The organism is Cellulophaga baltica, assembly GCF_900102165.1.
Taxonomy (GTDB): Bacteria; Bacteroidota; Bacteroidia; order Flavobacteriales; family Flavobacteriaceae; genus Cellulophaga; species Cellulophaga baltica.
Map to the genome: position 1 here is coordinate 214,773 of NZ_FNBD01000008.1, position 12,952 is coordinate 227,724.

Here is a 12,952-nt window from a genome sequence, read left to right on the forward strand (position 1 = left end):
GATCCGATAAGGATACTTAAGTATTGAAGTATGGTTCTAAGAATTAGAACTGTACAACTTACTTAAACTCGGAATTGAAAATATTATTAAATGAAAATATCTTACAACTGGCTAAAACAATTTTTACAGATTAGCTGGGAAGCGGAACAAACTGCGGAATTATTAACCGATCTTGGTTTGGAAGTAGAAGGAATTGAAGCATTTGAATCTACTAAAGGCGGTTTAAAAGGGATTGTTGTAGGTCATGTTTTAACTTGTGAGAAACATTCAAACGCAGATAAATTAAAAGTTACCACTGTTGATATTGGATTAGAACATCCAGTTCAAATAGTCTGTGGCGCGGCTAATGTTGCTCAAGGACAAAAAGTACCCGTAGCTACTATTGGCACTAAACTTTACACCAAAGAAGGTGAAGAATGGGTTATTAAGAAAGGTAAAATTCGTGGTGAAGAAAGTCACGGAATGATTTGCGCTGAAGACGAAATTGGCGTGGGAGAAAGTCACGATGGCATCATGGTATTAAGCGATGATCTAAAACCAGGAACCCCTTGTGCTGCAATTTTTGAAGTAGAAACTGACACTGTTTTTGAAATTGGCTTAACGCCGAACAGAGCAGATGCCATGAGTCATTTAGGAGTTGCTAGAGATTTAAAAGCGGGACTAAAGCAAAAAGATATTCAGCTAGAACTAATTACCCCTTCCGTTAGTAATTTTCATATTACCAACAGGTCTTTAAAAATTGATGTTAATGTTACAGATAATAAACTAGCTCCAAGATATGCCGGGGTAACCATTAACAACCTAACGGTACAAGAGTCTCCTAACTGGTTAAAAAATAGATTGAAAGCTATTGGTCTAAGCCCAATAAATAATATTGTAGATGTTACTAACTATGTACTTCATGAATTAGGACAGCCTTTACATGCTTTTGACGTTAACAAAATAAAGGACCATAAAATACAAGTAAAAACTCTTGCTACAGGCACTAAATTTAAAACTTTAGATGGCGTAGAGATTGAGTTGCATGAAGATGATTTAATGATCTGTGACTCAGAAAAACCACTTTGTATTGCTGGTGTATATGGAGGTTTAAATTCTGGTGTTACAAAAGATACAACCTCTATATTTTTAGAAAGTGCCTATTTTGATCCAATTTCTGTACGAAAAACATCAAAAAGACACGGCTTTAATACAGATGCATCTTTTAGATTTGAAAGAGGTATAGATATTAATAGTGTAGAATACTGTTTAAAAAGGGCTGCTATTTTAATACAACAAATAGCCGGTGGTGATATCACTTCTGATATTATTGATCAGTACCCGAATAAACAGAACGATTATCAGGTGTTCTTGACCTATAAGAAAATCAACAGATTAATAGGACAAGAAATTCCTCAAGACATTATAAAATCTATACTCGCTTCTTTAGATATAAAACTTAATAACGTTACAGAAACAGGGTTAGGTTTAACTATTCCTTTCTATCGCGTTGATGTGCGTAGAGAAGTAGATGTTATTGAGGAAATCTTAAGAGTATACGGCTATAACAATATTAATTTTAAGCAAAAATTAAACGCCTCTATAGCTACTACGAGTCCGTTTGAAGATTATAAAATTCAGTCTATTATAGGTGATTTCCTATCTGCAAAAGGTTTTAATGAAATCATGACTAACAGTTTAACTGCTCCTACTTATAACGAGCAGCTAGACAAATTAAACGAAGACCACACGGTAAAAATCATTAATCCTTTGAGTAATGATCTTTCCGTAATGAGAAGAACTTTATTATTTTCTGGTTTAGAAGCCGTATTATATAATAGTAATAGAAAAAGACAGAATTTAAAATTCTTTGAGTTTGGAAAAAGTTACCACAATTACAACGGGCAGAAAGAAGAAAATAAACACTTAGTGCTTTTCTTAACAGGAAATAAGAATGAAGACTCTTGGATTGCTCCTGCAGCCAAAACAAGCTTCTTTACATTAAAATCTCATGTGGAAAGTATCTTAGAACGTTTAGGTGTGAAAAACATAGCCACCGTGATTTCTAAAAGCGATGAATTTTCTGAAGCCATAGCATTAAAATCTGGAAAAATAGAACTAGTAAACTTTGGAACCGTTAAAAAATCAATCCTTAAAAGTTTTGATTTGAAAAATGAAGTGTTGTATGCCGACTTTAAATGGGATGAGATCTTAAAACTTATAAGCAATCATGAGATAGCTTACCAAGAAATTTCTAAATTCCCTGAAGTAAAAAGAGATTTTGCTTTGCTTATTAATGATGAGGTGTATTTTAAGGACATACATAACATTGCCTTTGAAACAGAAAAATCATTACTAAAAGAAGTGAGTCTTTTTGATGTATACACCGGATCAAAATTACCAAAAGGGAAAAAATCTTATGCGGTTAGCTTTACTCTTAAATCAGAGAAAGCAACATTGACAGATAAGCAGATTGAAAAGATCATGACAAAATTCAAGCAGAATTTTGAAACTAAGCTTGGAGCAGAATTAAGATAATAATTATCATCGTATTGTAAACGCAAGTAAAGCTTAAAACTAAGCTTTACTTGCAATATGACTTACACTATCAATCACATGAATAACACCGTTACATTGTGTAGCATCTGCTTTTGTGATGATAGATTGTTGACCGTATTTATCCGTCAATACAATATCTAAACCTTTCATCGTAGCCACAAGAGTATCTCCTGAAATGGTCGTGAAAGTAGCTCTACCTTTTCCACTACAAAGTGCTTTTAATATTCTTGAAGCAGTTAGTTTCCCAGCAATTATATGGTACCCTAATATAGATTGTATTTCCTTTTTATTTTTAGCAAGGACTAAATCTGTTATTCTTGCTTTCGTGGAAGAATCAAAATTAGCATCACTAGGCGCAAAAACAGTAAATTGAGCTTCGCCATCTAATAATGTTTCCAATTCTGAAACATGTACTGCCGCCATAAGTAATTGATGATTTCCGGAGTCTTCAGTATTTTTTAAAATAGATTTTTCAGGATCCATTTTAGCAGCACTATTTTTTTTCTGCGCATTAACACTAAGCATAGCAAGGGTTAACAGCACTAAAAGAGGGGATTTTAGTAACTTCATAATTCAGTGTAGGTATTAAAATTTAATCAATTTAAAAAATCTGGGAAGGTAGTTCATCGTTGAAATACCAAATAATAACGACAAGATACATCTATTATCGGGTAGTTCGTAGGTGATAAGATGCATTTCATAGAAATTAACATTTATTTAACATACGTTTAGGAAAAATTCTCAACAAAACTAAAGCTACAATTTTGTAAATTTGAGATGATCTCAAAAATTATTCAAATGCTATTGAAAAAGATTAACCTTGAAGATCAACTCAAAAAACAAAAAAAGAGGTCCACTTTCTCCTCTAATACTTTGATTGATCAATTCTACCACACCTTAGAAGAAGACCACAAAACTTCCTCAAAAATCCGTAGGAATACTATTGAAAAGAATCAAGAAAATTACAATCACTTTAAGCTTGACCTATTAGATACTGACAAAATCTATCATGTAACAGAAATAAAAAAAATCTGTATTGATTATCGACTTCGGTTTTTAGACAGTTCTTATTTCAAAGGTAAAATCCCGAAAGAGGCTATTTTAAAAATTAAAAAGCTAGAACAAGAGCATCATACCGAAGTAAAGAATTTTAAAATTATAGCCCCGTCAAAACTCTTTAAATTAGAAGATAAAGACGATCCGTTATTATTTGCGTGCTTAGGCAATGACTATTATTATCTCATACATAAATGGGGAAATGACATGAGCGCATTCCGAAAGTTAGGAATGTTGCCTTTTAAAAGCATCATCAACCTATTACTTCTCATTATTGTTTTGAGTTACGGCTTAACCTTATTAGTTCCGTCTGGCCTATTTTCTAAGTCTGAGTCTAGTGCTCAATTTTGGATTATGTGCTTCTTTATGTTTAAAACCATTGCCGCAATCACCATTTTTTATGGATTTGCCAAAGGAAAAAATTTTAACCCCGCTATTTGGAATAGCAAGTTTATATAAAATTTGTATTACAAAAAACAGCGGCAAAATGCCGCTGTTTTTTTAATTGTATGTAGAAAAATCTATTAAATAAGATCTCCTAATTGTCCTACTGCAGGAAGACGTTCTGTAGTAAAACCTTCTGCGTACTCTACTCCTATTAATCTACCTAAATCTCTAGCCCTATAATTAACACTATCTGTAAAATTCTTACTACTGATGGGCGTTTCTGGCTCAGAACTTTTTGGGTCATAAAATTGAGAACCGTATGCAAAAATAGCCTCCGTCTTTTTTTCTATATAACCTGATACATCTACTAAGAAATCTGGATTCAAATTTTTCCATTGTATGTAATGATACACAACTTTTGGACGCCAAGGGTCTTGCCAATGCTCATCACCATCAAACTTCGTATCAATCTTAATCAATCCACTTAAAAAACAAGCATCACTTACAAGCTTACTCCCTTTTCCGTGATCTATATGACGATCATCAATAGCATTACAAAGTACTATTTCTGGTCGGTATTTCCGTATCATCTTTATTACCGCCAATTGATGCTCCTTATCGTTGGTAAAAAACCCGTCTGCAAACTCCAAATTTTCACGAACAGCAACGCCTAAAATTTTTGCAGCAGCATTCGCCTCTTTATCCCTAATTTCGGCACTACCGCGGGTACCTAGTTCTCCCCTAGTTAAATCTACGATGCCAACTGTTTTACCGTTTGCAATTTCCTTAGCTATTGTTGCTCCTGCACCTAATTCTACATCATCAGGATGCGCTCCAAAAGCAAGTATATCTAATTTCATAATTCTATTTTATAATTCCTCAGTCGCACACCGCAACCAATTACTTACTTTACCGCAACAGCAATTGCTTGTTCTATATCTGCAATAATGTCTTCTATATCTTCAATCCCTAATGAAAAACGAATTAACCCATCTACAATGCCTTGGTTTGCCCGTTCTTCTGGACTCAATAAAGAGTGAGATGTTTTTGTTGGCGATAATACTGTACTTTCAACTCCAGCCAAACTCATCGATGATTTGATTAGCTTCAAAGCTTGTTGGAAGGTATAGGAATCTATCCCATCTTTTAATTCAAAAGAAAGCATTCCACCAAAACCACGCATTTGAGTTTTTGCCAATTCGTGGTCAGGATGACTTGGCAATCCCGGATAATACACTGCTTGAATAAACTCATTCTGATATAAGTATTCTGCCATTTTTTGCGCATTCTCATTCTGCGCTCTTACCCGCAAGCCCATTGTTTTTATACTACGTTCTAATAACCATACCGTATAATCACTTAAACTACCGCCAAAATTCTTCGCAAATTGAAAAATCCGCTCCATATGTTCTTTTGTAGAAGCTACAGCTCCTGCTAATATATCTGAATGACCTCCCATATATTTAGTAGCACTATGTATAACCACATCAATTCCAAAATCTATAGGATTCTGATTTACGGGGCTCGCAAAAGTATTATCGATCATGGAAACCAATCCGTGCTTCTTTGCAATAGCGCTTACAGCTTTTAAATCTGTAATAGTCAATAAAGGATTCGAAGGAGTTTCTATATAAATTACTTTCGTATTCTCTTTTATTTTTGCCGTGAAATCTTCTGGCTTTAATCCGTCTGTAAAAGAGTAAGAAATTCCAAATTTCTCAAATTCTTCCGTTACTAAATTATAGGTACCACCATACAAAGTTTTCTGAAGCACAACATGATCTCCCGCTCGCAAAAAAGCCATTAATGCCGTACTTACTGCCGCCATACCACTACCAAAAATCATCGCTGCTTCTGCATGTTCTAATGCAGCTACTTTTTCCGATAATGCGACTTGATTTGGTGTATTAAAATATCTTGGATACCGTTTTACTTCCACATCATCAAAAGCATAAGAAGTACTCATATAAAGAGGAGAAACTGCTCCTTTATATTTTTCATCTTTTAATTCTCCAAAATGTGTACAAATAGTATTGAATCCTGCTTTTTTGTTTTCCATGCTGCTTCCTGCGTATTTTTTATTTGATAACTAAATTAAGGAATCTATGCCTTATTTTTTAGAATAATACTTTCTATATTTCCAAAAACTTAATCCGCCTAACAGCAAAACTCCCGCAACGGTATAATATATAAAAGTAGGCGTAATTACTTGTGCACCGCTCGCATAACTATGCAAACCAGCTAGATAGAAGTTCACGCCAAAATAGGTCATCATAATACTTCCAAAAGCAACAACACTGGCAAAATTAAAGGTCCATCTACCTCTTAACCCTGGCACAATACGCATGTGCAAAACAAATGCATAAACCATGATAGAAATTAATGCCCAAGTTTCTTTAGGGTCCCAACCCCAATATCTTCCCCAACTCTCATTAGCCCATTGCCCTCCTAAAAAGTTTCCAATGGTTAGCATTACTAATCCTGCAGTTAAAGCTATCTCATTAACTATGGTAATTTCTTTAAGACTGTATTCTATTCGCTTTTTATTTTTTTCATTAGTCATTAAAATCAGTACCAAACCAACTACTCCAAGAATCATCCCTACAGTAAGCGGACCGTAACTCCCAACAATTACTGCTACGTGAATCATTAACCAATAGCTATCTAAAACAGGCTGTAAATTTGCTACCGCAGGATCTATCCAATTCATATGTGCTATCCATAACAACATAGATGTTACAAATGCTGTAGATGCTATGGTTAAGTTACTTCGACTACTAAAGGCCAAGCCTATCCCTATTGTAGCCCAAGCCACATATAAAATACTTTCATACGCATCACTCCAAGGTGCATGACCAGAAATATACCAGCGTAAAATAAGACCTGCTGTATGTAAGATAAATAGCACCCAAATAATCCCTTTAAAAGTAGTAACTCCAATTCTAAGTCCTTTTCGATCTTTAAAAATTTGAAAGATTAGCATGAAGAACATTATGATCCCAGCAAGGGCATAATATTTATACAGGTTGTTGAAAATATCTATTTTGTTGTAAAAAACTTCTGCCTTTATTTTATTATCTGAAGGCAATACAGCCGCTCCATGATTTTTTTGGTTTTGTTTAAAGGCCTGGAGTAATTTATCTGCTTGACTATAATCTTTCGTTGCTATTGCTGTTTTGAGTGTCATTAAATAAAATGGCAATGCATTACTTACAAAATTGCCATACAAGGAATCCGTTACTTGATATTTTCCAGAACGGTATTCTACTGCCGAAATCCATTTATTATTTTCATCGTCTAACAACGGAAAAACTTTGATAATATCTCCTCCTAAAGCTCTATTCAATAAACCTAATCGTAAATAAGTATCTTTTATATCGGTCTGAAATTTATTCGGATTTGTCGTATTAAAAGCATCATCTAAAAAAGGTTCAAACTTTGTTTGTCCGTTTGCATCAAAGAAATCTGTTGCCTTTACATAGCGCTGATCGCTAGGCACCTTAATTATTTTACGGATACTATCATTTATTCCCTTTTTATCTAAGGCTATAAATTCTGTATTGTACCAAATAGCAGGATTCAACATCATAGATAACAATACCTGATCTGAATTTAAATCCTTAAATTTATTCTTAAAACTTAGTTTTCGTAACAACTCAGAAGAATACGTATTTATAGGCTTCATACGCCCACCATCATCTTGAATGACTAGTTTTCCAAAGTTTTCTGCATGTTCTTTAGACACAATGGTTTCTTGCATCATAGAATCTATCTGCTGTACAGTAGGCGCTGCGGTATGACCATGGCCATCATCTTCAGAATGGCCTGTTTGTGCAGACATCCCTAAACTTAGACCTAAAAATAAAACTATTGTAGCGGTTACTTTCTTTGCATTCAATTTTTTCAAGGATGCCGTTAAATCTTTAAAACGGGTATCACCAAAAAACATAATACCCATCAACCCAATATACAGAAGAAAGTAACCAATGTAGGTAATACGTGTTCCCCAGAAATCATGATTTACAGAAAGCCCGGTTCCTTTTTCATCCGGATCAAAATTTGCTTGAAAAAAACGATACCCTTTATGATCTAATACGTGATTCATATAAATATCATAATCAAACGGACGTTCATCTTCAATGGTTACTTTACTCATGAAAGATGAGAATCCTTTTTCAGTTCCTGGATATTTTTCAGCTATAAAATCGTTTAATTTAATTCCGAAAGGCAATTCATACACCTTAGACCCATAACGTAATGAAAAATCGAGTCCGCCTAGGGTTACCTTATCTGAATATTCAGCAGAACCTTTACCTCCCAGCAAAGTTTGCTGTATTTTTTCACCCTTAGTTTCTATTTCTACCACCATGGCGTCCCTAGTCGTTTCATTTACTTCTGCTTCTGGAACTTTTACAACACCATAAGATCCCTTAAGAATGGGCTCTGGAATTACAAATTGCATACCGGCCGTATTATATAAAGAGCGCAATACTAATGGCTGAATACTATCTTTTAAAAGTACGCCTTTAAACTGATCTGCCATGCGCATATAATCGCCCTCAAAAGGAGATTCAATTAGATATTCGCCATCTTCAAATAGTATATTAATAGCTCCATCGGTTGGTTTATTTAATGAAAATAATACGTTATGAATACTGGCTACCTTTCCACTTTCTAAGTAATGATCATGACGTTCTCCATCACCAGCTTCAACAATTTTTAAATATTCATTACCATTTTCATCAGGAATTAAACCTTCTGCAGCACCTTTTATAAATTTTACAAATGAAATTTTAAAAGGCTGACCGTTAAAGTCCATCTTCCAAGGCAAACTAGATTTTATACCTTCCGGTGTTACGATAATATCATCTTCAAGAGGTTTACGTAAGCGTTCCCCATCAATATCTCCATCTACATTAGCGCTCAAAAAAGTTTTATCCGAGTAAAACACTTTTTCTGTCTGCCCCTCACGGATGGGCATCATTCCTTCAAAGCTTATATATCTTGTTACAAAAGCACCTACGATGATTAGAATCCAAGACATATGCAGCAATAATACAGGCCATTTCTCTTTTCTAAGTAAACGATATCTAAAAATATTACCTGAAAAATTAATAACAAAAAACACCATAATGGCTTCAAACCAAGTGGTGTTATAAATATATATACGTGCCGTATCTGTACTATACCAACTTTCTACAAAGGTACCTATCCCCATAGAGACAGCAAATACAATAAATAAAACGGACATTAATCTTGTGGAGAAAAAAAACTTCTGAAGGAGTGCTTTCATGGATAATAAACCAATTGAATTTGGTCTACAAAAGTACGCCCTTTTACTACTAAATTAAAACCAATCTGGGCTAAAAACGGTTTTAAGATGTTAATTATTTCTTATAATTTATTTAACAATTACCTCCGAAAGGATTCAGCATCAATGCGCTGTATTGTTTAAAATATAAAATAAGCGAAGTAGTTCTATATTACTATAGCTATTTTATGAAAATTAGTACTTTTGGGTATGATTTCAATTGTGCTCATTGGTACTGGAAATATTGCAACGCATCTATTTGATACTTTCTTGCAATATGACATGCTTAACGTATTGCAGGTAGTAGGACGACAAAAAGAGACGCTGAACTATTTTAGTCAAAAAACGGACACCTGCCTTTTAACAGAAACCATTACCACTGCAGATGTGTATATTATTGCGGTAAGTGATGATGCTATTACGGAAGTTTCTTCTAAACTTAAGGATGTTAATGGTTTGGTGGTACATACCTCGGGTAGTGTACCAATGCTTGCCTTAGCAAACTGTAAAAACATAGGCGTATATTATCCGTTACAAACTTTTTCTAAGGGTAAAAAGGTGAATTTTAGAACTATTCCCATTTGCATCGAAGCAGAAAATGATGAGAATTTAAAATCACTTTCTTTTCTTGCGGAAACAATTTCCGATAAGGTATACCACATATCTACAGAACAACGCAGGCATTTACATTTAGCTGCCGTTTTTGTAAATAACTTTACCAATTATATGTACACCATAGGCAATGAAATTTGCGATGAACACCAAGTGCCATTTGATATTTTACGTCCTTTAATTAAAGAAACTTCAGATAAAATAGCAACTTTAGCTCCAAAAGAGGCACAAACTGGCCCTGCAAGACGTAACGATGTTGCCACCATGCAACGTCATTTGGATCAAATAAATGGGAAAAACAAAAAACAGATTTATAAAATACTAAGCGAATCAATTCAAGAAAAATATGGAAAAAAGTTATAAAGAATACCTAGAAAATATTACCACATTTGTTTTTGATGTTGATGGTGTTTTCACCGATGGTAAATTGTTAATTACTACAGAAGGTGAAATGCTTAGAACTATGGATGTAAAAGACGGTTACGCCCTAAAAACAGCTCTAAACAAAGGGTATAACGTGTGTATAATTTCTGGCGGCACCAATGAAGGTGTACGTCAGCGTATGAAAACACTAGGCGTTAAAGATATTCACTTAGGTGCCCATCAAAAAATAAGCATCTTAGAAGCCTACTTAAAAGCAAATTCTATAGCCCCGGAACACGTTTTGTATATGGGTGATGATTTGCCTGATATTCCTCCTATGAAAATAGTAGGATTAGCCACATGCCCGCAAGATGCAACGCCAGAAGTAAAAACCATATGCAGCTATATTTCTCATAAAGCGGGTGGTAATGGCTGTGTAAGAGACGTGATAGAGCAAGTATTAAAAGTTCGTGGCGATTGGTATGAAAATTTTGACGCATATAACGCTTAGAATATGTGGAATAATAGATTGAACGGTTTACATATTATTTTAGCCTCAGGATCTCCAAGAAGAAAAAAGTTCTTTGAAGAATTAGATCTAGAGGTCGCTATAGATGTTCGGCCGGTAGACGAAGTATACCCTGATCATTTAAAAGGACGTGAAATTCCTGATTATTTAGCGGTGCTTAAAGCTTCAAAATTTAAAGAAACACTGAATGAGAATGATGTGGTTATTACTTCTGACACTGTGGTTTGGTATAAGAATGAATCTTTAGCAAAGCCCGCAGATGGTAATGAAGCTTATGAAATGTTGCGAAAAATGTCTAACGATTGGCATGAAGTTATTACCTCTGTTTGTTTTACCACTTCGGTAAAACAAATCGTGTTAAATAGTACTACCCATGTAAGATTTAAAGAATTAAGCGACGAAGAAATCTGGTATTATATAAACACCTATAAGCCTTTTGATAAAGCTGGTGCTTATGGTATTCAAGAATGGATAGGACTTATTGGAATAGAAGAAATTAAGGGTTCTCATGCTAATGTTGTTGGCTTGCCAACGCACTTAGTTCATAAAACGCTGATGGGTATGGTATCTTAAATAAATTCCTTTATTTTTAAGGATGAAAATTTAAATGTTATGAAAAAGTGGATGAAATTTGAGTTCTTAATCATTATTTTCTCGTTGGGCGCAGTGAGTTTAGAGTCTTGTGCTCAAAACGAGAAAAAGACAGCTCCTGAAAAAGATACTACAACAGAAGAAACTACTCCAAAAGCTAAGAAAACCTTAGCTTCTAATTTTAAAGAATATTGGTATTCTGGTACGGCAGAGCTTACTTCATATACCTTAGACCAAGCAAGATATGGCGAAATGCGTGGCGGTAATGCTGTTTTAATCTACGTTACAGAACCTTTTTTAGCAGACAAACAGGTAAAGGCAGATGGCTCCAATGTTGACAATATCCCCGTGCTGAAACTAAATAGCACCAAGAACTACATCACAGGCATTTATCCTTATTCATTAATGACAAGTAGTTTTTACCCTGTTCACGATGATGCGCATGCGGTAAAACTATCTTTTTCTGCTCAAGAATGGTGCGGACATATTTACGCTCAATTAAATAACAGAGAACAATTTGATGTAGTTTCGCACTCCTATTTTGAGCGTGAAGCAGATCAAAATTTCACTTTAGAAAAATCAATCCTTGAAAATGAAATCTGGAATAAAATAAGAATAAATCCTAGTAACTTACCACTAGGAACATCAGAAGTTATTCCTTCTTTAGAATATATTAGGCAAACACACAAGCCTCTAAAAGCATATACAGCAACTATGCGTATTGATGCTAAAAATGATAGCATTAGTACCTATACCATAAGCTATCCTGAGTTAGAAAGAACTTTGAAAATTGATTTCACAAAAGCATTTCCTCATACCATAGAAGGATGGTCTGAAACCTATAGTAGTGGGTACGGCGATAAGGCAAAAATATTAACGACTACTGCCATTAAAAATAAGTTAATTATAACACCATATTGGCAACAAAATAAGAATAGTGACCTATTTTTGCGCGATAGTTTAGGTTTATAATATATGACGAAGTTTTTTATCAATCACCAAGAAGAGTTATTACGATCTTTCATCACCATCGCTGTAGTTTTAATTTTAAAATTTGTATTTACAAAAGCAGTAAAGAAAGTTGGAAAATTAGGTGATTTTAATAAGGTTAGAACCAACCTTATTATTAAGTATGTTTCTATTGCACTAACCATAATCGCAATCGCTATTTTAACTTTGATTTGGAGTGTAAACTTCAAAGATTTAGGCGCATTGTTAGCTTCTATCTTTGCCGTAATTGGTGTGGCTCTTTTTGCGCAGTGGTCTATTTTAAGTAACATCACTGCTGGCGTTATCATCTTCTTTTCGTATCCTTTTAAAATAGGAAATACCATCCGTATTTTTGATAAGGAAATTCATAAAACAGATAAGAATGGTGAGGAGACGTTTGTCATAGAGGATATACGAGCATTTCACCTACATTTAAGAAGAGGAAATGGTGAGATTTTAACGTACCCTAATAGTTTGGTGTTACAAAAAGGGGTATCCCTTGTCCAAACCTACAATGAAGACACCCAAGAATTGTAAGTAAGGCTGTTAAAGATATTTTAAAAATTGCACTCTAG

General features: G+C 34.3%; 11 protein-coding genes. 7 read left to right on the top strand and 4 right to left on the bottom strand.

Features of this window, described 5'->3' with window-relative positions:
• The first annotated feature begins 90 nt into the window (after nt 1-90).
• Nucleotides 91-2,517, top strand: a complete 2,427-nt coding sequence (gene pheT / locus BLQ19_RS14980) for a phenylalanine--tRNA ligase subunit beta (RefSeq protein WP_034667866.1) — start codon at nt 91-93, stop codon at nt 2,515-2,517.
• A 39-nt stretch (nt 2,518-2,556) separates the two neighbouring features.
• Here pheT and BLQ19_RS14985 read toward each other — a convergent pair whose 3' ends face one another.
• Complete coding sequence (locus BLQ19_RS14985) at nt 2,557-3,108, bottom strand: fasciclin domain-containing protein (RefSeq protein ID WP_074538873.1); 552 nt, start codon at nt 3,106-3,108, stop codon at nt 2,557-2,559.
• 228 nt (nt 3,109-3,336) lie between these two features.
• Between BLQ19_RS14985 and BLQ19_RS14990 the strand changes: the two genes are divergently transcribed.
• Nucleotides 3,337-4,053, top strand: a complete 717-nt coding sequence (locus BLQ19_RS14990) for a hypothetical protein (RefSeq protein ID WP_074538906.1) — start codon at nt 3,337-3,339, stop codon at nt 4,051-4,053.
• 65 nt (nt 4,054-4,118) lie between these two features.
• Here the strand turns inward: BLQ19_RS14990 and bshB1 are convergent, their stop codons facing one another.
• The 3 genes from bshB1 to BLQ19_RS15005 are packed head-to-tail and all read right to left on the bottom strand — an operon-like array spanning nt 4,119 to nt 9,274.
• Entirely contained in the window at nt 4,119-4,841 is a 723-nt protein-coding gene (gene bshB1, locus BLQ19_RS14995) for a bacillithiol biosynthesis deacetylase BshB1 (RefSeq protein WP_025614969.1), read from the bottom strand.
• A gap of 44 nt (nt 4,842-4,885) precedes the next feature.
• A complete protein-coding gene (locus BLQ19_RS15000; RefSeq protein WP_074538874.1) occupies nt 4,886-6,040 on the bottom strand; it encodes a trans-sulfuration enzyme family protein in 1,155 nt (384 codons plus the stop codon).
• 51 nt (nt 6,041-6,091) lie between these two features.
• On the bottom strand, nt 6,092-9,274 hold the full coding sequence (locus tag BLQ19_RS15005; protein WP_074538875.1) for a cytochrome c biogenesis protein: 3,183 nt from the start codon (nt 9,272-9,274) through the stop codon (nt 6,092-6,094).
• 228 nt (nt 9,275-9,502) lie between these two features.
• Here BLQ19_RS15005 and BLQ19_RS15010 point away from each other — a divergent pair, with 228 nt between their 5' ends.
• The 5 genes from BLQ19_RS15010 to BLQ19_RS15030 are packed head-to-tail and all read left to right on the top strand — an operon-like array spanning nt 9,503 to nt 12,914.
• A complete protein-coding gene (locus BLQ19_RS15010; protein WP_074538876.1) occupies nt 9,503-10,267 on the top strand; it encodes a Rossmann-like and DUF2520 domain-containing protein in 765 nt (254 codons plus the stop codon).
• Nucleotides 10,251-10,778 carry a KdsC family phosphatase gene (locus BLQ19_RS15015; RefSeq protein ID WP_024480551.1) on the top strand — a complete coding sequence of 176 codons (528 nt, stop codon included), beginning with the start codon at nt 10,251-10,253 and terminating at the stop codon, nt 10,776-10,778. The genes BLQ19_RS15010 and BLQ19_RS15015 overlap by 17 nt, the downstream gene beginning before the upstream one ends.
• Before the next feature lie 3 nt (nt 10,779-10,781).
• Nucleotides 10,782-11,369, top strand: coding sequence for a Maf family nucleotide pyrophosphatase (locus BLQ19_RS15020; RefSeq protein ID WP_024480550.1), 588 nt, complete (start codon nt 10,782-10,784; stop codon nt 11,367-11,369).
• Between the two features lie 39 nt (nt 11,370-11,408).
• The gene (locus BLQ19_RS15025; RefSeq protein WP_025614964.1) at nt 11,409-12,359 is read left to right on the top strand and encodes a hypothetical protein; all 951 of its coding nucleotides are present in this window, start codon (nt 11,409-11,411) and stop codon (nt 12,357-12,359) included.
• A 3-nt stretch (nt 12,360-12,362) separates the two neighbouring features.
• Nucleotides 12,363-12,914, top strand: a complete 552-nt coding sequence (locus BLQ19_RS15030) for a mechanosensitive ion channel domain-containing protein (protein ID WP_074538877.1) — start codon at nt 12,363-12,365, stop codon at nt 12,912-12,914.
• Nucleotides 12,915-12,952: the final 38 nt, after the last annotated feature.

What these genes read in the sequence shown, in the direction of transcription:
- BLQ19_RS15020 (WP_024480550.1), top strand. Translation starts at nt 10,782, where the DNA reads ATGTGGAATAATAGATTGAACGGTTTACATATTATTTTAGCCTCAGGA.
- BLQ19_RS15030 (WP_074538877.1), top strand. Translation starts at nt 12,363, where the DNA reads ATGACGAAGTTTTTTATCAATCACCAAGAAGAGTTATTACGATCTTTC.
- pheT (WP_034667866.1), top strand. Translation starts at nt 91, where the DNA reads ATGAAAATATCTTACAACTGGCTAAAACAATTTTTACAGATTAGCTGG.
- BLQ19_RS15015 (WP_024480551.1), top strand. Translation starts at nt 10,251, where the DNA reads ATGGAAAAAAGTTATAAAGAATACCTAGAAAATATTACCACATTTGTT.
- BLQ19_RS15005 (WP_074538875.1), bottom strand. Translation starts at nt 9,274, where the DNA reads ATGAAAGCACTCCTTCAGAAGTTTTTTTTCTCCACAAGATTAATGTCC.
- BLQ19_RS15010 (WP_074538876.1), top strand. Translation starts at nt 9,503, where the DNA reads ATGATTTCAATTGTGCTCATTGGTACTGGAAATATTGCAACGCATCTA.
- BLQ19_RS14985 (WP_074538873.1), bottom strand. Translation starts at nt 3,108, where the DNA reads ATGAAGTTACTAAAATCCCCTCTTTTAGTGCTGTTAACCCTTGCTATG.
- bshB1 (WP_025614969.1), bottom strand. Translation starts at nt 4,841, where the DNA reads ATGAAATTAGATATACTTGCTTTTGGAGCGCATCCTGATGATGTAGAA.
- BLQ19_RS14990 (WP_074538906.1), top strand. Translation starts at nt 3,337, where the DNA reads ATGCTATTGAAAAAGATTAACCTTGAAGATCAACTCAAAAAACAAAAA.
- BLQ19_RS15000 (WP_074538874.1), bottom strand. Translation starts at nt 6,040, where the DNA reads ATGGAAAACAAAAAAGCAGGATTCAATACTATTTGTACACATTTTGGA.
- BLQ19_RS15025 (WP_025614964.1), top strand. Translation starts at nt 11,409, where the DNA reads ATGAAAAAGTGGATGAAATTTGAGTTCTTAATCATTATTTTCTCGTTG.